The organism is Pelagibacterium lacus, assembly GCF_003345525.1.
GTDB lineage: Bacteria > Pseudomonadota > Alphaproteobacteria > Rhizobiales > Devosiaceae > Pelagibacterium > Pelagibacterium lacus.
This window is the reverse complement of record NZ_QQNH01000011.1, coordinates 47,295-67,500: the sequence shown is the minus strand read 5'-3', so window position 1 is coordinate 67,500 and position 20,206 is coordinate 47,295. Positions and strand designations below refer to the sequence as shown.

General features: G+C 65.7%; 17 protein-coding genes (1 of these 17 running past the window's edge). 5 read left to right on the top strand and 12 right to left on the bottom strand.

Annotated features, from left to right (window positions below; all coding sequences use genetic code 11):
• On the bottom strand, positions 1–135 hold the start of the coding sequence (locus DVH29_RS09670) for a VOC family protein (RefSeq protein WP_199562563.1). 219 nt of this gene lie to the left of the window's left edge; the window shows 135 of its 354 coding nt (coding positions 1–135); it begins with the start codon at positions 133–135; the stop codon falls past the left edge of the window.
• 687 nt (positions 136–822) lie between these two features.
• On the opposite strand from DVH29_RS09670, the gene DVH29_RS09665 reads away from it, so the two are divergent.
• Positions 823–1,203, top strand: a complete 381-nt coding sequence (locus tag DVH29_RS09665) for a hypothetical protein (RefSeq protein ID WP_114645975.1) — start codon at positions 823–825, stop codon at positions 1,201–1,203.
• Between the two features lie 80 nt (positions 1,204–1,283).
• Here the strand turns inward: DVH29_RS09665 and clpB are convergent, their stop codons facing one another.
• The 6 genes from clpB to DVH29_RS09635 form a co-directional block, all read right to left on the bottom strand.
• The gene (clpB, locus tag DVH29_RS09660) at positions 1,284–3,902 is read right to left on the bottom strand and encodes an ATP-dependent chaperone ClpB (RefSeq protein ID WP_114645974.1); all 2,619 of its coding nucleotides are present in this window, start codon (positions 3,900–3,902) and stop codon (positions 1,284–1,286) included.
• Between the two features lie 211 nt (positions 3,903–4,113).
• Complete coding sequence (locus DVH29_RS09655) at positions 4,114–4,848, bottom strand: DUF4167 domain-containing protein (RefSeq protein ID WP_114645973.1); 735 nt, start codon at positions 4,846–4,848, stop codon at positions 4,114–4,116.
• Positions 4,849–5,190: 342 nt separating this feature from the next.
• A complete protein-coding gene (gene prmC, locus DVH29_RS09650) occupies positions 5,191–6,069 on the bottom strand; it encodes a peptide chain release factor N(5)-glutamine methyltransferase (protein WP_114645972.1) in 879 nt (292 codons plus the stop codon).
• Positions 6,070–7,143: a peptide chain release factor 1 gene (gene prfA, locus DVH29_RS09645; protein WP_114645971.1), complete on the bottom strand. Its 1,074-nt coding sequence runs from the start codon at positions 7,141–7,143 to the stop codon at positions 6,070–6,072.
• 49 nt (positions 7,144–7,192) lie between these two features.
• Entirely contained in the window at positions 7,193–9,457 is a 2,265-nt protein-coding gene (gene ptsP, locus DVH29_RS09640; RefSeq protein ID WP_114645970.1) for a phosphoenolpyruvate--protein phosphotransferase, read from the bottom strand.
• Positions 9,458–9,506: 49 nt separating this feature from the next.
• A complete protein-coding gene (locus tag DVH29_RS09635) occupies positions 9,507–10,769 on the bottom strand; it encodes an aspartate kinase (protein ID WP_114645969.1) in 1,263 nt (420 codons plus the stop codon).
• A 170-nt stretch (positions 10,770–10,939) separates the two neighbouring features.
• Here DVH29_RS09635 and ubiG point away from each other — a divergent pair, with 170 nt between their 5' ends.
• Complete coding sequence (ubiG, locus tag DVH29_RS09630; protein ID WP_114645983.1) at positions 10,940–11,677, top strand: bifunctional 2-polyprenyl-6-hydroxyphenol methylase/3-demethylubiquinol 3-O-methyltransferase UbiG; 738 nt, start codon at positions 10,940–10,942, stop codon at positions 11,675–11,677.
• On the opposite strand, the gene DVH29_RS09625 is transcribed toward ubiG, so the two are convergent.
• Genes DVH29_RS09625 through DVH29_RS09610 form a run of 4 tightly spaced genes read right to left on the bottom strand, consistent with a single transcriptional unit; the run spans position 11,674 to position 14,024 of the window.
• Complete coding sequence (locus DVH29_RS09625; RefSeq protein WP_114645968.1) at positions 11,674–12,096, bottom strand: DUF1178 family protein; 423 nt, start codon at positions 12,094–12,096, stop codon at positions 11,674–11,676. The genes ubiG and DVH29_RS09625 overlap by 4 nt on opposite strands.
• Positions 12,093–12,938: a carbon-nitrogen hydrolase family protein gene (locus tag DVH29_RS09620; protein ID WP_114645967.1), complete on the bottom strand. Its 846-nt coding sequence runs from the start codon at positions 12,936–12,938 to the stop codon at positions 12,093–12,095. The genes DVH29_RS09625 and DVH29_RS09620 overlap by 4 nt, the downstream gene beginning before the upstream one ends.
• A 2-nt stretch (positions 12,939–12,940) precedes the next feature.
• Entirely contained in the window at positions 12,941–13,201 is a 261-nt protein-coding gene (gene grxC / locus DVH29_RS09615; RefSeq protein WP_114645966.1) for a glutaredoxin 3, read from the bottom strand.
• A 28-nt stretch (positions 13,202–13,229) separates the two neighbouring features.
• The gene (locus DVH29_RS09610; RefSeq protein ID WP_114645965.1) at positions 13,230–14,024 is read right to left on the bottom strand and encodes a ComF family protein; all 795 of its coding nucleotides are present in this window, start codon (positions 14,022–14,024) and stop codon (positions 13,230–13,232) included.
• A 48-nt stretch (positions 14,025–14,072) separates the two neighbouring features.
• On the opposite strand from DVH29_RS09610, the gene DVH29_RS09605 reads away from it, so the two are divergent.
• Positions 14,073–14,930, top strand: coding sequence for a methyltransferase domain-containing protein (locus DVH29_RS09605; protein WP_114645964.1), 858 nt, complete (start codon positions 14,073–14,075; stop codon positions 14,928–14,930).
• Positions 14,931–14,974: 44 nt separating this feature from the next.
• Here DVH29_RS09605 and secA read toward each other — a convergent pair whose 3' ends face one another.
• Entirely contained in the window at positions 14,975–17,641 is a 2,667-nt protein-coding gene (gene secA / locus DVH29_RS09600; RefSeq protein WP_114645963.1) for a preprotein translocase subunit SecA, read from the bottom strand.
• Between the two features lie 268 nt (positions 17,642–17,909).
• On the opposite strand from secA, the gene DVH29_RS09595 reads away from it, so the two are divergent.
• Together DVH29_RS09595 and argJ are read left to right on the top strand one after the other, a co-directional pair.
• Complete coding sequence (locus DVH29_RS09595) at positions 17,910–18,821, top strand: peptidylprolyl isomerase (protein WP_158541624.1); 912 nt, start codon at positions 17,910–17,912, stop codon at positions 18,819–18,821.
• A gap of 150 nt (positions 18,822–18,971) precedes the next feature.
• Complete coding sequence (gene argJ, locus DVH29_RS09590) at positions 18,972–20,204, top strand: bifunctional glutamate N-acetyltransferase/amino-acid acetyltransferase ArgJ (RefSeq protein ID WP_114645961.1); 1,233 nt, start codon at positions 18,972–18,974, stop codon at positions 20,202–20,204.
• Positions 20,205–20,206: the final 2 nt, after the last annotated feature.

The window sequence follows — 20,206 nt, the reverse complement described above, 5'->3', positions numbered from 1 at the left end:
ATCCGCGCCCTCGATCCCGAGATAATCAGGCCCATATTCGGTAAACCGCCAGCCAAAGGCAGCGGCGAAGAAGGCCCGGCTTTCGGAGGGGCGATCGCTTTCGAATTCCACATAGTCGATGGGCAGCACGGGCATGAGAGATCTCTACGTTGTTCCCTGTATGTTCACACGACAACGGAAAGACGTCAAGTCGGCGGAACGCGCCCACGCCAAAACGCCCGCCGGCGATTTTCGCGCCTCGGAGGGATGGAGCAGGCTGGCATGGGGCGATGAACGCCTCGTCCTTTGGTAGTTAGAGTATGAAGCGATCATCGCCCCATGCATCCGGGATTTTGGGATCTCGGTATCCGCGTAACCCGGGGAGCTAGACCCTTCTATCCCCTTTCCCCGCGCCACACCGTCAGACACGCCCCGCCTGTCGGCATCAGGGGCAATCGGTGCTGGGATGGCCAGTCGACCTGCCATCAGCGGCTTACGGATGACCTCGGCGTCAGCCTGGTCACGCGGTCCGTCGTGAAGGGCAGCGACCCGCCCTCCACCCGGACCCGTCCTCCCCGGAAGCTCGTATGCATCCTTGCCCACTGGGGAACGGCGAAGGGCAGTATAGGCAGAGACACGCCCCGCGGGAATAAGTTGGGCGATGCGTACAGCATCGACCGGACCTTGCCCCAGCCACGGGGGATGGGGCAGGATGGCAGGTGGAAGGCTGGACGCGCGGCAACCTTTCGGGGGCCGGAGCGTTTCCAAACGCGGGGACTTTAGCAACAATCGCCAGCGCGGAGCCGGCCCAGGCTCACGACGCGCTTTCATGGAGCATAAATCATGATCAGAACTATTGCAGCCGCCGCCGCTCTCCTGGCCGCTCTCGCGGCCCCTGCCCTGGCGCAGGACATGGACCCCAACGGAACCTGGGTGGACCGCTGGGGCACGAGCTTTACCTTCGAATTGTGCGGCGACGGCACCCAGCTCTGCGGCGTGCTCAACGATATCCAGGGCGATTCGCGCACCGAGGAAAACCTGCAATTCGTGAACCAGCAGGTGGTGCAGGGCGACATGGTCGGGCCCAACAAATGGCAGGGCGCGATTGCCCTCAATGGCGGCAACGCCAACGCGACCGTCGAGATGACGGCCCCCGACACCCTCAAGATCACCGGCTGCCAGGCAGCGATCTTCTGCTCGAGCATAGACTATCATCGCCAGTAAGGCCCGCGGCACCACGCAAGCAAACAAAAAGGCCCCGTCACCGGGGCCTTTTTTATAGCGCGGCTGTTTGCCGTGCGGTTCTACTCGGCCGCCTTTTCCACCACTTCGCCTTCGAGAACGGGCAGGATCACCAACCCGCCATCGCCGGCATCGACCTTCACGGCCCCGCCGTCATGGATGTCGCCGGCCAGAAGTTTTTCGGCCAGTTCGTCCTGCACGGCGCGCTGGATGACCCGCTTCAAGGGCCGGGCGCCATAGGCCGAATCATAGCCCTCATGGGCCAGCCAGTCGCGGGCCGCAGGCGTCACCTCGAGGGTGATCTCGCGGGTGTCGAGCAGCTTCTGCAAGCGCTTGAGCTGGATATCGACAATGGCGCCCATCTGGCCACGTTCGAGCCGGTGGAAGAGCAGGATCTCGTCGATACGGTTGAGGAATTCCGGACGGAAGGCCGATTTGACCATGTCCAGAACCTTGCCCCGCACCAGCTCCACCGATTCCCCATCCGGCTGGGCGGCGAGGAATTCGGCACCCAGATTGGAGGTCATGATGATCAGCGTGTTGCGGAAATCCACCGTATGGCCCTGCCCGTCGGTCAGCCGCCCGTCATCGAGCACCTGCAACAGGACGTTGAAGACGTCCGGGTGAGCCTTCTCGATCTCGTCGAACAGAACCACCTGATAGGGCCGGCGGCGCACCGCCTCGGTCAGGACCCCGCCCTCGTCATAGCCGACATAGCCCGGAGGCGCGCCGATCAGCCGCGCCACCGAGTGCTTTTCCATGAATTCCGACATATCGAGCCGGACCATGGCCGTCTCGTCATCGAAGAGGAACTGCGCCAGTGCCTTGGTCAGTTCGGTCTTGCCCACCCCGGTGGGGCCGAGGAACATGAACGAGCCGATGGGGCGGTTGGGGTCCTGCAGGCCGGCCCGGGCCCGGCGCACCGCACGCGACACCGCGGCGACGGCTTCGCCCTGGCCGATGACGCGCTTGGCCAGTTCGTCCTCCATGCGCAGCAGCTTGTCGCGCTCGCCTTCCAGCATCCTGTCGACCGGGACCCCGGTCCAGCGCGACACCACCTGGGCGATGTGGTTGGGGGTCACCACCTCATCGACCATTTCGCTGCCATTGCGCTCGCCCTCTGCCGATTCGGCATCGGCCAGCCGCCGCTCCAGATCGGGGATGACGCCATAGGCCAGTTCGCCGGCCCGGGCGAGATCGCCGCGCCGCTGCGCCAGTTCGAGCTCGGTGCGCGCGGCGTCGAGCTGTTCCTTGAGCTTGGTGCCACCGGCGAGCCGTTCCTTTTCGGCCAGCCAGCGCTGGGTGAGCGAGTCCGATTCGTCCTCGAGCCCGGCCAGTTCGGATTCCAGCCGCGCCAGACGGGCCTTGGAGGCGTCGTCCTCCTCCTTCTTGAGCGCCTCGCGCTCGATCTTGAGCTGAATGATGCGCCGGTCGAGCTCGTCGAGGGCCTCGGGCTTGGAATCCACCGCCATGCGCAGCCGCGCCGCCGCCTCGTCCATGAGGTCGATGGCCTTGTCGGGCAGGAAGCGGTCGGTGATGTAGCGGTTCGACAGCGTCGCCGCCGAGACCAGCGCCGAATCGGAAATGCGCACGCCGTGGTGCAGCTCGTATTTCTCCTTCAGGCCGCGCAGGATGGAAATGGTGTCCTCGACATTGGGCTCGTTGACGAAGACCGGCTGGAAGCGCCGGGCCAGCGCGGCGTCCTTTTCGACATATTTCTTGTATTCGTCGAGGGTGGTGGCGCCCACGCAGTGCAATTCGCCGCGCGCCAGGGCGGGTTTGAGGAGGTTGGACGCATCCATGGCGCCGTCGGACTTGCCGGCCCCGACCAGGGTGTGCATCTCGTCGATGAAGAGGATGATCTGCCCGGCCGCCGCCTCGACTTCCGAAAGCACGGATTTGAGCCGTTCCTCGAACTCGCCGCGGTATTTCGCGCCGGCGATCAGGGCACCCATGTCCAGCGCCAGAAGCGATTTGTTCTTGAGCGATTCGGGCACGTCGCCATTGACGATCCTGAGGGCGAGGCCCTCGGCGATCGCCGTCTTGCCGACACCGGGCTCACCGATCAGCACCGGATTGTTCTTGGTGCGCCGGCTCAACACCTGAATGGTGCGGCGGATTTCCTCGTCGCGGCCGATGACGGGATCGAGCTTGCCCTCGCGCGCATCCTCGGTAAGGTCGCGGGCATATTTCTTGAGCGCGTCATAGGTGTTCTCGGCCGAGGCCGAATCGGCGGTGCGCCCCTTGCGAATGGCCTCGATGGCTGCGTTGAGCCCGTTGGCGGTCACCCCGGCGGAGGCGAGCAGCCGGCCGGCATCGGTGTCCTTTTCGATCACCAGCGCCAGCAGCAGGCGTTCCACGGTGACGAAGCTGTCCCCGGCCTTTTGCGCAGCGCTCTCGGCGGTTTCAAAGACCCGCGCCAATTCGCGGCTGAGATAGACCTGGCCATTGTCGCCGGAGACCGAGGGGATTTTCCCCAGCGCCTCCTCGATGCCGGCGCGCACCGCATGGACATTGCCGCCGGCCCGCTCGATGAGCCCGGAGGCGAGGCCTTCGGTATCGTCGACCAGGACCTTGAGGATATGGACGGGCAGGAACTGCTGGTGCCCGCGGCTGAGCGCGAGCTGCTGCGCGCTCTGGATGAACCCACGCGACCGTTCGGTGAATTTTTCTATGTTCATCGCTTCAACTCTCCTTTTCTGGCGCGGTTCGTGGCGCCCGGCTTCCGGCACACCCGCGAACGCCCGAAGCGTTGGATTTGTTCTTTGCGTCCGGCGGCCCGCCATGCGGCGCCGACCAGGATCAGGAGATATGTAGGGGCGGTTCGCAAAAGAAAAAGGACCGGGCGCGCCGGCCCGGTCCTTTTTTGTCATTTCTCTCGGATAGGCGCCGCTATTCGGCAGCAGCTTCCCGCCCGGCGGTGAGGAAGGCAGGCAGTTCGCCCACCGACTCGCCCTCGCCTTCGTCCGCCTTGGGGCGACGGGTGCGGCGGGCGCGCGGCTTGGGCGCATCCGCTTCCACGGTCTCCCCAGCGGCGGCTTCCGCCGCGACGGGCTTGGCCCGGCGGGTGCGGGTGGGACGCTTTTCCTCGGGTGCCGCTTCGGCGCTCACCGCTTCCGGCTCGGCAGCAGATGCCTCGGCGGGAACGGAGGCGGCAGCGGCGACTTCTTCCTCGCTGCGTTCGCGGCGGGGGCGGCGCTGGCGGCGCTGACGCGGCTCGCCCTGCTCCTCGTTCGCGGCCTCGGCGGCTTCCGGCTGGGTCTGATCCTCGGACGGCGTGGCGGCGACGAGCTGGTCGCCATCCTCGTCCTCGTCCGAACCGGTATCGACCACATGATCCTGGCGCGGCTGGAACTGCGCCTGCGCGGCCAGGATGATGCGGTTGTAATGCTCGGCGTGCTGGAGATAGTTCTCGGCCATCACATTGTCGCCGACCGAAGCCGCGTCACGGGAAAGCTGGGTGTATTTCTCAGCGATATGGGCGGCATTGCCGCGGATCTTCACATCCGGGCCATTGCTCTCGTAATTGCGCGACAAGGGATTGCCGCCACCGCCGCCGCGCCGCTGGTTATTGTTGTTCCGGCCGCGCGAACGCTGCTTGTTGTTGTTCTGCTGATTTGGTCTCATCTGCTCGCTTCAACACGTTGCTCGTGTAGGTATGCGCTTCTCAATGGGCCCGAGGCCGCAAGGGCGGCTGCGCGCAAGCCATGACCATCCCAGACCCGCCGGGGCCTGTGTCATGCCGATCGCGCTCTCAGGTTTCCCCAAAGGCTGTGTGGCCTCCAACCCGTCCCTATGCCGGGTCCGATCGAGAAGATCGATTCCGCTGCCGGCTATATCCTATGCCGCCAATGTCAGGGTGGGAACCACCGCGATGACCAATCATCGCGTCAGCACAGGCAACCTAACCGCATATCCTTCCCATTCCAAGAGAAATCTTGGCGTGAGGCAATTTCGCACGGCACTGTGTCATTTCCGCGCGAAGCCGGTGACCATGCGGTCGTGTCCGGCAAGGTCGCTTGCCACACCGATATCGGTAAATCCGGCCGCCTTGAGCAGCGCCTCCACCATGTGGCCCTGGTCATGGCCGATTTCAAGGGCCAGCGCGCCGCCCGGCGTGAGATAGTCCATGGCCTCCGACGCGATGATCCGGTAGGGCGCCAGCCCGTCCGGCCCCCCGTCGAGCGCCGCCATGGGGTCGAAATCGCGCACGCCGGGGGCAAGGGTTTCGATCACCCCGGTGGCGATATAGGGGGGATTGGAGACGATGAGATCGAAGCCGCCACCCGTAAGGGGCGCGAACCAATCCCCCGCCAGCGCTTCGAAACGGTCGGCGACGCCGAGGTTTTCGGCATTGGCACGGGCCTGATCGAGCGCTTCGGCCGAAAGATCGATGCCGATGCCGCTGGCGCGGGGCAGGTTGGCGAGCAGCGCGAGGACGATGCAGCCGGTGCCGGTGCCCAGATCGAGGATGCGGGGGGCGGGACGGTCGCGCAGGCAACCGAGCCCGAAATCGACCAGCATTTCGGTTTCAGGGCGCGGAACCAGCGTCGCGGCGTTGACGCCGAAGGACAGGCCATAGAATTCCTGCACGCCCAGAATGCGGGCCACGGGCTCGCCGGTGAGCCGACGCGCGGCGAGAGCGTCGAGAGCCGGCCCCCGCTCGGCAGGCCAGGGCTCGGCTTCGCGCGCGATGAGGCCGGTCTGGTCGAGGCCGAGCACGTGGCGAACCAGAAGGCGGGCGTCGAGCGCCGCCGTGGGGATGCCCGCCGCTTCGAACCGATCCCGCAGGGCGCGCCAGGTCTGGCCGAGGGTGCGGGAGGACGCGGCGCGCTCCGCATCCACCATCTAGCCCTGCTCCATCGCTGCCAGTTGCGCGGCCTGGTTCTCGGTGATGAGGGCATCGATCACCTCGCCCAGCGCCTCGCCGGTTATGATCTGGGGCAGCTTATAGAGGGTGAGGTTGATGCGGTGGTCGGTGACCCGACCTTGCGGGAAATTATAGGTGCGGATGCGCTCGGACCGGTCGCCCGATCCCACCTGCGTCTTGCGCGCCTCAGCCCGTTCGGACGACGCCTTCTGATTCTGTTCGTCGTAAAGCCGGGCCCGCAGAACCTTCATGGCGTTGGCCCGGTTCTGGTGCTGGGACTTCTCCGCCGAAGTCACGATGATCCCGGTCGGGATATGGGTGATGCGCACCGCCGAATCGGTGGTGTTAACGTGCTGGCCACCGGCGCCCGAAGCGCGCATCGTGTCGATCCGAATGTCCTCGGGGCGGATCTCGACGTCGATCTCCTCGACTTCCGGCAGCACCGCGACGGTCGCGGCCGACGTATGGATGCGGCCCGAGCCCTCGGTCTCGGGCACCCGCTGCACGCGATGCACGCCCGATTCGTATTTGAGCCTGGCAAACACCCCCGCCCCGGAGACGTTGGCGATGATTTCCTTGTATCCCCCCGCATCGCCCTCGGAGGCTTCCATGACCGCCACCTTCCAGCCCTGGTCCTGCGCATAGCGCTGGTACATGCGGAAAAGATCGCCGGCGAACAGCGCGGCCTCGTCGCCGCCGGTGCCGGCCCGCACTTCGAGGATGGCGCTTTTCTCGTCCGCCGCGTCCTTGGGCAGCAGCATGATGCGCATTTCCTGCGCCAGCGCCTCGATCCGCTCCTTGAGTTCGCCCATTTCCTCATAGGCAAGCTCGGCCATTTCCTTGTCGCCGGAGCGGTAGAGCTCCTCCGCCCCCGCCAGGTCGGACAGCGCGGCGCGATATTCGCGCACCTTGGCGACCATGGGCAAAAGTTCGGCATATTCCTTGGACAATCCGACATATTTGTCCGGATCGGGATTGGCGCTCATGGCGTGTTCGATGGCATCGAATCGGCGTTCGAGAGCGTCGAGCTTGTCTGTGGGCAATCCTGCCATGGGCGTGTCCGGGCTGGTGGGCGGTGCTAGGAGCCCTGGGGTCGAGACCCTAGAGCGGAATGGAATGGCGCTCGGCGAATTCGGTGAGCACTTCGCGCGCCGACCCGTCCGTATCGCCATTTTCGAGATAGTCGCTCATTTCGGCCCTCAGGCGCCCGAGGTCAACCCCGAGCACCATTTCCTTGATGGGGCCGATGGAGGACGCCCCCATGGAGAGCCGCGTCATGCCGATCGACAGGAGGGCCAGCGCCTCGACGGCCCGGCCGGCCAGTTCCCCGCACATGGTGACCGGCTTGTCGAACTTCGCCGCCGCATCGACGATGCGTTTCAAGGCCCGCAGGCGCGGCCGGGCAATGGCGTCGTAATTGCCCGCGACGCGCGGATTGGCCCGATCGGCGGCGGTGAGGAACTGGATGAGGTCGTTCGACCCGATGGAAATGAAATCGGTCTGGGGGAGGAGATGGTCGAGCTCGAACAGCAGCGAGGGCACCTCGATCATCGCGCCGATCTCAAGGGTTTCGGGCCGTTCGAACCCCAGGCGCGGCAATCGCTCGACCTCGCGCAGGATGAAGCGCTTGACCTTGAGGAATTCCACCGTCTCGGTGACCATGGGCACGAGAATGCGCAGCGGCCCGCCGGCAGCGGCCTGCAGCAGCGCGCGCACCTGGGTGCGCAACAGGGCGGGCCGGTCGAGGGCCAGCCGCAGGGAGCGCCAGCCCATGGCCGGATTTTCCTCGGCCATGGAGCGCATATAGGGCACCACCTTGTCGCCGCCGATATCGAGCAGGCGGAAGACGATGGGGCGGCTGCCCGCCAGTCGCATGGCCTCCGAATAGAGCTCGACCTGCTCCTTGACCCGCGGCATCTTGCTGGCGATCATGAACTGCAATTCGGTGCGGAACAGGCCGATGCCGTCCGCCCCGGTTTCCTCCAGCATCGGCATGTCGGCCAGAAGGCCGGAATTGTGCAGCAGCGCGATGCGCGTCCCGTCCCGGGTGATGGGGGGCGTATCCTTGAGCGCGGCGTAATGGGCGCGCCGCTTGGCCGACAGCCGGACCTTGTCGATATAGGCCGCCTCGATATCGGGGGTGGGGCGCAGATGCACGGCGCCGGTGAACCCGTCAACGATGATGTCGTCGCCATTCTCGCTCATGGAGACGACGTTTTCCGCCTGCCCCACGGCAACGATGCCGACCGAGCGCGCGACGATGGCCACATGGGCGGTGGCCGCCCCATCCTCGAGCACCACGGCGCGCAATTTGGTCCGGTCGTATTCGAGCAGTTCGGCCGGGCCCATATTGCGCGCGACCAGGACGGCATTGTCGGGCAATTCCCGCGCCGAAGGACTGCCATCCGACATCAGGATGCGCAGGAGCCGGTTGGCGAGGTCGTCGAGATCGTGCAGGCGCTCGCGAATATAGGGATCGGTCTGGCGCAGCATGCGGGCCCGGGTGTCGTTCTGGACCCGCTCGACCGCTGCTTCAGCCGTCAGCCCCGAATCGATCGCCTCCTCGAGCCGCCGCACCCAGCCCCGGTCATGGGCGAACATGCGGTAGCTTTCGAGAATCTCGCGGTGGTCCGAGGCGATCTGCATGTCGCCCGAATTGAGCAGTTCGTCGATGGAGACGCGCATGGTCTTGAGCGCTTCCTCGAGCTTGTGCTTTTCCGCATCGGTATCGTCGGCGACGAAATTGGTAACGACCACGCGCGGGTCGTGCAGCACCACCTGGCCCAGCGCGATGCCCTCGGAAAACGCCACCGCATCGAACATGCGCGGCCGGCGCACGTCGATATCGGAGCCCGGGGTGATGAGCGCATCGAAATCTGCGGTCGAGATCATCTCGGCCATCAGCGTCGCCGTGGTCAGCAGCGCCTCGGTCTCGTCCTCGCCATAGACCCGGCGTTCGGAATTCTGGACGACGAGCACCCCCAGCGTCTGCCCGGCCCGCAGCACCGGCACGCCGAGGAAGGAAAAGAACGGGTCCTCGCCGGTCTCGGGCCGGTAGGCGAAGGCGGGATGCTCGGGGGCGTTCTGGAGGCTGAGCGGTTCGGCCTCGTTGGCGATCAGGCCCACAAGCCCCTCGCCCAGGCGGAGCGTGGTGACGTGGACCGCGTCGCGCCGCAGGCCGTGGGTGGCGAACAATTCCAGCGCGCCATCGTCGCGCAGGACGTAGAAGGAGCACACATCGGCGCGCATATTGGCGGCGATCAGGTCGACGATCTTATCGAGGCGATCCTGGCTGGCCAAGGGTTCGGCCATGGTTTCGCGCAGCTGGCGCAACAGAATGCGCGGTCCGCCAATCGCTGTCACCATAGCTGCTCGCCCGGCGGGCTCTCCGCCTGTTGTTGCCTGGAGGCCGAGCCTATTGCGCGTCGGCCTTGTCCAGTCCGTAATAGGTATGGAGCGCGCGAACTGCAAGCTCCGCATATTCCTCATCGATCAGCACCGAGGTCTTGATCTCGGAAGTGGTGATGAGCTGGATGTTGATTCCCTTGTCGGAAAGGGCCCGGAACATCGAGGCGGCGACGCCGGCGTGGCTGCGCATGCCGACCCCGATCACCGAGATCTTGGCGCCGCCCTTGGAGCCCGAGATCGATTCGTATTCGAGATCGGGGGCGGATTTGAGCACCTTCATGGCCTTGTCGAATTCGCTGTCGGGCACGGTGAAGGTGATGTCGGTGATCTGCCCGTCATCGGAAATGTTCTGCACGATCATGTCGACGACGATGCGGGCATCGGCCAGCGGCCCGAACACCGAGGCGGCGACGCCGGGCTTGTCCTTGACCTTGCGCAGGGTGATCTTGGCTTCCGCCCGTGCAAGGGTGACGCCCGAAACGATCTGCTTTTCCATGATCTCTTCCTCATCGCACACAAGCGTGCCGGTCTGGCCCCACTCCGAGCCCGGAGCATCGCCAGCATTGGGGTCTTCGAAAGACGAGCGCACCACCAGCCGCACGCCCTGCGCCATGGCGAGTTCGACCGAGCGGGTCTGGAGCACCTTGGCGCCCAGCGAGGCCATTTCGAGCATTTCCTCGAACGATACCCGTTCGAGCCGCTTGGCCCGGGGAGCGATGCGCGGATCGGTGGTGTAGACGCCGTCCACATCGGTATAGATGTCGCAGCGGTCGGCCTTGACGGCGGCGGCCACGGCCACAGCGGACGTGTCCGACCCGCCCCGGCCCAGCGTCGTGATGCGGTTCTTGTCGGAAATGCCCTGGAAGCCGGTCACCACCGGCACCCAGCCCGAGCTCATGCGCTCGTCGAGATTTTTGGGATCGACGTCGGTAATGCGCGCCGAGCCATGGCTGTCATCGGTGCGGATCGGCACCTGCCAGCCGGCATAGGAGCGCGACTGCACCCCCATGTCCGACAGTACGATGGCCATCAGCCCCGCCGTCACCTGTTCGCCCGATGCGACCACCGCGTCATATTCGCGGGCGTCGTGCATGGGCGAGGCCTCGGTGCACCAGCCGACCAGCTCATTGGTCTTGCCGGCCATGGCCGACACCACCACCGCGACCTCGTGGCCAGCCTCGACCTCGCGTTTGACGTGGCGGGCCGCCTGCCGGATGCGCTCGACATTGGCGACCGAGGTGCCGCCGAATTTCATTACAATACGCGCCATGGCGATGGTCCTGCACAGAGGGACTTGCCGTAACCACAAGTACGGTTTTCGGCGCTGAGTTACGACAAAGCGGGCCCGCTGGCAATATCGTTTGCAATGGGCGACGAGGCTTTGCTTGACTTGCCGCCCGCCGGGCGCCACCTGTGGCAAAGCCGGAAAAGGATGAAGCGATGAGCACCACGATCAGCCCCGACGAGATCGAAAAGTTCCACGACATGGCCGCCCAGTGGTGGGACCCCAATGGCAAGTTCAAGCCGCTGCACAAGTTCAACCCGGTCCGGCTGGGCTATATCCGCGAGAAGGTGATCGCCCATTTCGGGCTGAGCGAAACGGCCCTGCGCCCCTTCGAGGGCCTGCGCCTGCTCGATATCGGCTGCGGCGGCGGGCTGCTGTGCGAGCCCATGGCGCGGCTGGGAGCCGATGTGGTGGGCGCCGATGCCGGGGAAAAGAACATCGGGATCGCCAGTCTGCACGCCGAGCAGTCGGGCCTCGAAATCGACTACCGCGCCACCACCTCCGAGGCCCTCGCCGCGGTCGGCGAACAGTTCGACGTGGTCCTCAACATGGAAGTGATCGAGCACGTGGCCGACGTTCCGCTCTATCTCGAAAGCTGCTGCAGTCTGGTCAAGCCGGGCGGGCTGATGTTCGTCGCCAGCATCAACCGCACCGCCCGCGCCTATGCGCTGGCGATCGTCGGCGCCGAGCGCGTGTTGCGCTGGCTGCCCAAGGGCACGCACCAGTATGAAAAGCTGGTGACGCCCGAGGAGATCACCTCGATCGCCGCGCGCCACGGCATGCGCGCCATCGACAAGACGGGGGTGAGCTTCAACCCATTGAAAAACCAATGGGGCAAGAGCCCGGATATGGCGGTCAACTATATGGTGCTGCTGGAGAAACCCCGGGATTAATTATGCTCGTCGGGGATGCTGGGCAGGGGCATGAAGTCGATGCCTTCCTCGATGAGGCTCGATACGTCATCCCGGCTGGCCTCGCCGTAAATGCCGCGTGCCTCGGCTTCCTCATAGTGGATCTTGCGCGCTTCTTCGGCGAATTTGTCGCCGACATAGTCGGCATGTTCGGTCATCTTGCGGCGTAATTGGCGCAAGGCGGCGAGATGGCGCACATGGTCGGGATGGCTGCTGGACAGCGAGACCTTTTCCTCGCGCGTCGACACCGCCGGCGCCATCAGCGCCTTTTCGATGCTGGACGAATTGCACACCGGGCAGGTCAGAACGCCCCGTTCGGCCTGCTCGTCATAGGCGGCGGCATTCTTGAACCAGGCGTCGAACCTGTGTCCGGCTTCGCAGGTGAGCGTATACTGGATCACCCTGAAAATCCTTGTCCTTGGGTTGCAGGCGCCGCGAAATCGCGGCCATTGACCAGAGCGGGCACCCTTTGCCGCGCCGTGCGAACCGCGTCAAGGTCGAGATCGGCCATCACCAGCCCCGGCGCATCGCCTTTCGCCTCCGCGATCACCTCGCCCCAGGGGGCGACGACGAGCGAATGGCCATAGGTGGCCCGGCCATTGGCGTGCTGCCCGCCCTGCGCCGCGGCGAGGATGAAACAGCCCGTCTCGATGGCCCGGGCGCGCAGGAGCACGTGCCAATGGGCCCGGCCCGTGGGCACGGTAAAGGCGGCCGGCACGGCGATCACATCGGCCCCCGCCTGGGCCAGTGCCCGGTAGAGCGCGCCGAAACGCATGTCGTAGCAGATGGAAAAGCCGAGCCGGAACGCTCCCGCGTCGGCGACGACCGCCTGCCCGCCCCCCGCATAGGTGGCGCTTTCGCGATAGGCATCGATGCCCGGCAGGTCGGCGTCGAAAAGATGGATCTTGTCATAGGTCGCAACGATAGCGCCGGCCGGATCGAACAGCACCGAGCGGTTGGCGAAGCGCCCGTCATCGAGCGCGACGGCCAGCGAGCCAATATGGAGATAGAGCCGGTTGGCGCGCGCCATGCCGGCCAGCCGCTCAAGGGCGGGATTGCCGTCCCACCCCCCGGCCCGCTGGCGCAGCCCGTCCCGGCTCTCAGCGAAGACGACGCTCATTTCCGGCGTGAGCACATAGCCCGCCCCGGCCTGCCGCGCCTCGGCCACCCGCATCTCGATTTCGGCCAGATTGGCCTCGGGTTCGAGGCCCGAAGTCATCTGCACCAGAGCGACGGACACCATGGTCAGGCCGCTCCCTCGAGCAGGGGATCGAGCTTGCCCTGGCGTTCAAGGGCCGCCAGATCGTCATAGCCGCCCACATGGGTTTCGCCGACGAAGATCTGCGGCACCGTGCGCCGGCCATGGGCGCGCTGGGTCATCGCCGCGCGCAGGGCCGGATCGAGCACGATGATCTCCTCGAAGGCAACGCCCTTGTCGCCGAGCAGCGCCTTGGCGGCGTGGCAATAAGGGCATGTCGGGGTCGTATAGATCTCGACCTTGGTCATCTGCTGGCTCCTGTACCGTTTGAGACAGTTATATTGTCATATCCGCGTCGAAAACAACGCGAGCAAAGCTCAGAACATCGATCGCCCCCGCGCCTTTACGCCTCAGCAGGCGGGCAATGGCCGAGACGGTGGCGCCGGTGGTCAGCACATCGTCGACGAGGACGATGCGCCGCCCCGCCAAACGATGCAGGCCACCCGGATCGACGCCGAACGCGCCCTCGACATTGCGGGCGCGCTGGCCGGCATTGAGCCCGACCTGCTGGATCGTATTGCGATGCCGTATCACCAGATCGGTAACCAGAGGCAGATTTGCAAGCCCTGCCAGCGCCCTGGCCAGTTCGGCCGACTGGTTGTAGCGCCGCCAGCGCTGCCGGCGCCGATGCAGGGGAACCGGCACCAGCACCGCATCGTGGCCGAGAAGATCACGCCCGGCATTGGCCATGAGGCGGGCGCAGAAGCGCGCCACTTCCGGCCGGTCGGAATATTTCATCATCGACACCAGCCGCCGGGCGAGGTCGGTATAGGCGACCGCCGAACGGGCCCGGTCATAGGGCGGTGGATGGGCGATGGCCGCCACCGACACCGCGCCCGCCCCCATATCGGCGGCAAAGGGCAGGCCGAGCACCGGGCAGAGCGGGGCGGAAATCGGCACCAACTGGCCCCAGCAGCCCACGCACAATCCATCGGCCGAGGCCACCGCCTCGTGGCAGGCAAGACAGACCGGCGGGAACACCACGTCGAGCGCCAATAGGCCCAGCGACGCTACGCGGGCGCGCAGGCCGGCCGACACAGCCGTTTTGACAAGGACGGGCTCACTCTCCATAAGGCGGGATCATTGCACGGCGCCGCCAGGGGCGCCATATGGACCGCCATGACCCAGCCGCCCCTCGTCTTCGATCGCCAAAGGCTCGCCATCAATCTCGCCCGGCGCGACGGCAATGCCGATTTCGTCACCCGGCTGGTGGTTGACGACCTCGCCGACCGCCTGGCCCCGATCACCCGCCGCTTCGGGACGGCGCTTGTCATGGGCCCGGACCCGCGCCTATTGCCCTCCACCATCCACTCGGCGGAAGGCCCGGTGGCGTTGACGCCGATGTCGACCCTGCTCGATATCAAAGGCTATCCGCGCGTCGATCCCGAGCACCTCGTCCTGCCCCGCACCGATCATGACCTGATCGTCTCGCTGCTCGACCTGCAGACGGTCAATGACGTGCCCGGCTTCCTCGAGCGCCTGCAGCGCCACCTGGCGCCGGACGGGCTGATGATCGCCGCAGCCATCGGCGGGCGGACGCTCACCGAATTGCGCGACGCCTTCCTCGCGGCCGATGTGGAAATCCTCGGCGGGGTCGCCCCGCGCGTCGCCCCCATGATCGATGTGCGCGATGCCGGCAGCCTGCTGCAACGCGCCGGTTTCGCCCTGCCGGTGACCGACCTCGAGACCCATACGGTGCGCTACGCGTCCCCACTCGCCCTGTTCGACGAACTGCGCGCCCTCGGCGTCACCAATCCGCTGACCGAACGGGACGGGCGCATGCTGACCCCACGGCATCTGATGCGCGCCGCCGAGATCTACGCACAGCGCTATGGCGATCCGGACGGTCGGGTGCGCGCCACGCTGGAAATCCTCTGGCTATCGGGCTGGGCGCCCGACCCCATCCAGCAAAAACCGCTGCGGCCGGGTTCGGCGAAAAAGAGCCTGCGCGACGTGTTGGGAGACAAGTCAAGCTGAAACGGCCGGACCCGATTTCCCGGGTCCGGCCGTTCGCTAGAGCGTCAGAACGCCCCGTGGCAATGCTTGAACTTCTTGCCCGATCCGCAGGGGCACGGATCGTTGCGGCGGGTATTGGCCATCTGCTCGGGGGTCAGTTCGCCCTGCGGGGCATCGGCCACCTCGTTCTCGCCGGTCACCGGATCGGCGTGGGAGGCACGCAGCTGGCTGGGATCGGGGGCCTGGGGCGGGGCCGGACGCAGTTCGAAATGGCTCATCTGGGTGATGACCAGCTCGCGCAGATTGGTCAGCAATTGCGAGAACAGCTCGAAGGCTTCCTGCTTGTATTCATTGAGCGGATCGCGCTGGGCGAGGCCGCGCCAGCCGACCACCTTGGAGAGATGGTCGAGGGTGATCAGGTGCTCGCGCCACAGCCCGTCGATCGACTGCAACACGATGCTGCGCTCGATCTGGCGCATGGTCTCGGCCCCCACGCGCGCCGTCTTGGCAGCGGCATATTCATCGGCCATGGTGGTGAGGCGCGTGCGCAATTCCTCCACATCCATGCCTTCCTCGTCCACCCAGGCGGCGAGCGGCGGCTCGATGCCCAGATAGGTCTTGCAGGCGGCGCCGAGCTGCTCGATGTTCCACTGTTCGGGGAAGGAGCGGTCCGGGCAGGATTTGGCGATGATCGAATCCACCACGTCATGGCGCATGTCGGCGATGGTTTCCGCGACGTTTTCCGCATCCATCAGTTCGAGACGCTGCTCGAAGATCACCTTGCGCTGATCGTTCATCACGTCGTCGTATTTGAGAATGTTCTTGCGGATATCGAAATTGTGCGCCTCGACGCGGGTCTGGGCCCGCTCGATGGCCTTGGTCACCATGCCGTCGGAAATCGATTCGCCATCCTTGAGCCCCAGCGAGGTCAGGATCTTTTCCATGCGCTCGGGGAAGAAGCGCCGCATGAGGTCATCCTGTAGCGAGACGAAGAATTTCGAACGGCCGGGGTCGCCCTGGCGTCCGGAACGGCCGCGCAGCTGATTGTCGATGCGGCGCGATTCGTGGCGCTCGGTGCCGATCACCATCAGGCCGCCGGCGGCCAACGCTTCCTGCTTCTTTTCAGCGATATCGGCCTTGATCTCGGCGATCTTTTTGTCTTTCGCCTCGCCTTCGAGCTCTTCGGTCTCCTTGGTGACGCGCATGTCCAGATTGCCGCCGAGCTGGATGTCGGTGCCGCGCCCGGCCATGTTGGTGGCGATGGTCACCGCGCCGGGCACGCCGGCGCTGGCGATGATCTCGGCCTCCTGCTCGTGATGGCGGGCGTTGAGCACCGCCACGTCCTTGATGCCCTTCTTCTTGAGGAAGTCCGCGATCATCTCGGAGCGTTCGATCGAGGTCGTGCCGACCAGGACCGGCTGGCGTTTTTTGCGGCACGCGACGATCTCGTCGGTGATCGCCTCGAACTTTTCCTCCACCGAGCGGTAGATCTGGTCGTTCTCGTCGATACGGGCGATGGGCAGGTTGGTGGGCACGGTCACCACGTCGAGCCCGTAAATGTCGGCGAATTCCGACGCTTCGGTGTCGGCGGTGCCGGTCATCCCGGCCAGCTTCTCGTAGAGGCGGAAATAATTCTGGAAGGTGATCGAGGCCAGCGTCTGGTTTTCCGGCTGGATCTTGGCGTTCTCCTTGGCCTCGAGCGCCTGGTGCAGCCCTTCGGAGAAGCGCCGGCCCGGCATCATGCGGCCGGTGAACTCGTCGATGATCACCACCTCGTCATTGCGGACGATATAGTCCTTGTCGCGCGAGAAGATCTTGTGCGCCTTGAGCGCCGAATTGAGGTGGTGGACGATGGAGACATTGTCGATGTCGTAGAGCGAGCCGGCCTTGATCACCCCGTCGCGGGTGAGGATCTCCTCGAGCTTTTCGATGCCTTCATCGGTGAAGCTCGCCGCGCGGTGCTTCTCGTCGATGGTATAGTCCTCCTCAGTGAGGAGGGGGATATAGGCGTCGATCGACTTGTAGAGCTCGGAGCGGTCCTGCGAGGGCCCCGAAATGATCAGCGGCGTGCGCGCCTCGTCGATCAGGATCGAGTCCACCTCGTCGACGATGGCGTAGTGATGCCCGCGCTGCACCATCTGGGCGCGGGAATATTTCATGTTGTCGCGCAGATAGTCGAAGCCGAATTCATTGTTGGTGCCATAGGTGATGTCGGCGTCATAGGCCGCCTTGCGCTCGGCATCGGACATGCCGTGGGCGATGGTGCCGACCCTGAGGCCCAGGAATTCGTAGATGCGTCCCATCCATGCCGCGTCGCGCCCGGCCAGGTAGTCGTTGACCGTCACCACATGCACGCCCTTGCCCTCGAGGGCGTTGAGATAGGCGGCCAGCGTCGAGACCAGCGTCTTGCCCTCGCCGGTGCGCATTTCGGTGATGGCGCGCCCGTTGAGCACCATGCCGCCGATGAGCTGCACATCGAAATGCCGCATGCCCAGGGTGCGCTTGGACGCCTCGCGCACGGTGGCGAAGGCCGGGACGATGAGATCGGCGAGCTTGGCGCCCTTGGCCAATTGGGCTTTGAAGTCCTCGGTCTTGGCCCGGAGTTGGTCGTCCGAGAGCTTTTCGTATTCCGCTTCCAGGGCGTTGATGGCATCGACATTGGCCTGATAGCGGCGGACGCGCCGATCATTGGCCGAGCCGAAAAACTTCTTGGCGAATGCAGCAAGAGCCATGGATTGTGTCCTTAGAACCTGTCATTGGGCGCAGGGGCTGGCGGAAGCCGGTCAACCGGTTGGGCCGGACCGAGCCGGGACAACCGGGCCGGCATCGGAGCCGCCAGGCGCGGGAAAACTGTCGGCAGGAGATGTAAGAGGGCCACCGAGGGTTGTCAACGTTGCCAAAATCCGCCAAACCTGCGCCAAAGTCCGGGCTTAAACGCTTCCGCTGACGATGGGTTCGGGCCGGGGGGACCCGATCGCACAACCAAGGAGAGACCTCGTCATGTCGTTCAAAATCGCCGCTCCGGCGGTCGAGTTCCTGCGCGCCGCGCTGTTGCCGGCCGTGCTGGCGGTATCGCTGGCAGCAACGCCCGCCCTGGCCCAGGCCCCCGAGGCGCCGGCAGCCAGCGAAGCCCCCGCCGCGCTCGACCCCGCCACGGTCATCGCCACGGTCGGCGCGTCCGAGATCACCGAGGGCGACCTGGTGCTCGCCGCCGAGGAACTGGCCGCCGAGCTGCAATCGGTGCCCGCCGACCAGCGCCGGGCCTTCCTGCTCACCGTGCTGATCGACATGAAGCTCATGGCCGGCGCGGCCCGCGAGGACGGGCTGGCCGAGAGCGCGGACTTCCAGAAGCGCCTCGCCTATCTCGAGGACCAGGCCCTGCGCCGCGAATTCTTCAACCAGATCGTCGAGACCCGGGTGACCGACGAAGCCATCGAGGCGGCCTATGACGAACTGGCCGCCGAGTATGTCGCCGAGCCGGAAGTGCGCGCCCGCCACATCCTGGTCGAGTCCGAGGAGGAAGCCAGCCGCATCCGGGCCGAGATCGAGGACGGCAAGAGCTTCGAGGACGCCGCCGCCGAATACGGCACCGACGGCACCCGCGCCACGGGCGGCGACCTGGGCTATTTCAGCTCCGGCATGATGGTCCCCGAATTCGAGGAAGCCGCTTTTGCCCTTGAGGTCGGCGCGCTGTCCCAGCCTGTGCAGTCCCAGTTCGGCTGGCACCTGATCAAGCTCGAAGACCGCCGCATGTCCGCAGCGCCCCCGCTCGAGCAGGTGCGCCAGCAAGTGGCCCAGCAGGTGCTCTATGAGAGCTATGAAGCGGCGATCGACGAGATCCGGGCCGATATCGAGATTTCCATCGAGGACGCCGATCTGGCCGCCGCCGTCGAGGCCCAGGGCGGCATCTGATCCCGGCTTAAAACCCGCCCCGCACACTGGAGAACCCCGGCCCCATCGCCGGGGTTTTTCATTGATGCCCGCGCACAGGAGTCCCTTGCGCGGCCATGGCATTTGAGGCACACGAAAGGTCCCGTTTTCTCCTGCCAAGGTCTCCCTTTCATGGCCCTGCCCGTCTCTCCCCTCGCTCCGCAGACCCATGCCGTGCCGCCTGCCATCGCGGGGGTGCGCTTTGCCACGGCCGAGGCGGGAATCCGCTATAAGGGCCGCACTGACGTTCTGCTAGCCGTCTTCGATCCGGGCACCGTGGTGGCCGGGGTCCTGACCCGCTCGCTCTGCCCCTCCGCCGCCGTCGACTGGTGCCGGGCCCAGCTTCCCGCCGGGAGCGCCCGCGCGCTGGTGGTCAACTCGGGCAATGCCAATGCCTTTACTGGCCTCAAGGGCATCGAAGCGGTCGGCCTGACCGCCGAGATCGCCGCCAAGGCGGTGGGCTGCCGGCCCGATGAGGTGTTTCTCGCCTCGACCGGGGTGATCGGGGAACCGCTCGACGCCAGAAAATTCGACGGCGTCCTGCAGCGCCTTGCCGGCGAACTCGCCGACGCGCCCTGGATGGGGCCGGCCCGGGCCATCATGACCACCGACACCTTCCCCAAGCTGGCCGAGGCGCGGCTCGATATCGACGGCACCGAAATCGCCATTGCCGGAATCGCCAAGGGCTCGGGCATGATCGCGCCGGACATGGCCACCATGCTGTCCTTCGTCTTCACCGACGCGCCCATCGCCGCCCCGGTGCTGCAGGCGCTGCTCGCCCGGCACAACCGCACCAGCTTCAACGCCATCACCGTGGATAGCGACACCTCGACATCGGACACGCTGCTGGCCTTCGCCACCGGCAAGGCCGCCATCGACCCGATCACCGACCTCGACGACCCGCGCGCCGAGGCCTTTGGCCAGGCGCTGGGCGACGTGCTGTTCGAACTCGCCATGCAGGTGGTGCGCGACGGCGAGGGCGCCACCAAGTTCGTGACGATCACCGTCCGAAGCGCCCAGAGCGACGAGAGCGCCGAAAAGATCGCCCGCGCCATTGCCGACAGCCCGCTGGTCAAGACCGCGATCGCCGGCGAAGACGCCAATTGGGGGCGCGTGGTGATGGCGGTGGGCAAGGCCGGCCAGCCCGCCGATCGCGACAGGCTCACCATCGCCTTCGGCGACATCACCGTCGCCCGCAATGGCGAGCGCGCGCCCGACTATTCCGAAGAGGCGGCCAGCGCTTACATGAAGGGCCAGGACCTCGCCATAACCGTCGACATGGGATTGGGGACCGGCGAGGCGAGCGTCTACACCTGTGACCTCACCCATGGCTATATCGACATCAATGGCAGCTATCGGAGCTGATC

What these genes read in the sequence shown, in the direction of transcription:
- ptsP (WP_114645970.1), bottom strand. Translation starts at nt 9,457, where the DNA reads ATGGTGACAGCGATTGGCGGACCGCGCATTCTGTTGCGCCAGCTGCGC.
- DVH29_RS09655 (WP_114645973.1), bottom strand. Translation starts at nt 4,848, where the DNA reads ATGAGACCAAATCAGCAGAACAACAACAAGCAGCGTTCGCGCGGCCGG.
- grxC (WP_114645966.1), bottom strand. Translation starts at nt 13,201, where the DNA reads ATGACCAAGGTCGAGATCTATACGACCCCGACATGCCCTTATTGCCAC.
- clpB (WP_114645974.1), bottom strand. Translation starts at nt 3,902, where the DNA reads ATGAACATAGAAAAATTCACCGAACGGTCGCGTGGGTTCATCCAGAGC.
- argJ (WP_114645961.1), top strand. Translation starts at nt 18,972, where the DNA reads ATGGCCCTGCCCGTCTCTCCCCTCGCTCCGCAGACCCATGCCGTGCCG.
- ubiG (WP_114645983.1), top strand. Translation starts at nt 10,940, where the DNA reads ATGAGCACCACGATCAGCCCCGACGAGATCGAAAAGTTCCACGACATG.
- secA (WP_114645963.1), bottom strand. Translation starts at nt 17,641, where the DNA reads ATGGCTCTTGCTGCATTCGCCAAGAAGTTTTTCGGCTCGGCCAATGAT.
- prfA (WP_114645971.1), bottom strand. Translation starts at nt 7,143, where the DNA reads ATGGCAGGATTGCCCACAGACAAGCTCGACGCTCTCGAACGCCGATTC.
- DVH29_RS09610 (WP_114645965.1), bottom strand. Translation starts at nt 14,024, where the DNA reads ATGGAGAGTGAGCCCGTCCTTGTCAAAACGGCTGTGTCGGCCGGCCTG.
- DVH29_RS09595 (WP_158541624.1), top strand. Translation starts at nt 17,910, where the DNA reads ATGTCGTTCAAAATCGCCGCTCCGGCGGTCGAGTTCCTGCGCGCCGCG.
- DVH29_RS09605 (WP_114645964.1), top strand. Translation starts at nt 14,073, where the DNA reads ATGACCCAGCCGCCCCTCGTCTTCGATCGCCAAAGGCTCGCCATCAAT.
- prmC (WP_114645972.1), bottom strand. Translation starts at nt 6,069, where the DNA reads ATGGTGGATGCGGAGCGCGCCGCGTCCTCCCGCACCCTCGGCCAGACC.
- DVH29_RS09620 (WP_114645967.1), bottom strand. Translation starts at nt 12,938, where the DNA reads ATGGTGTCCGTCGCTCTGGTGCAGATGACTTCGGGCCTCGAACCCGAG.
- DVH29_RS09635 (WP_114645969.1), bottom strand. Translation starts at nt 10,769, where the DNA reads ATGGCGCGTATTGTAATGAAATTCGGCGGCACCTCGGTCGCCAATGTC.
- DVH29_RS09665 (WP_114645975.1), top strand. Translation starts at nt 823, where the DNA reads ATGATCAGAACTATTGCAGCCGCCGCCGCTCTCCTGGCCGCTCTCGCG.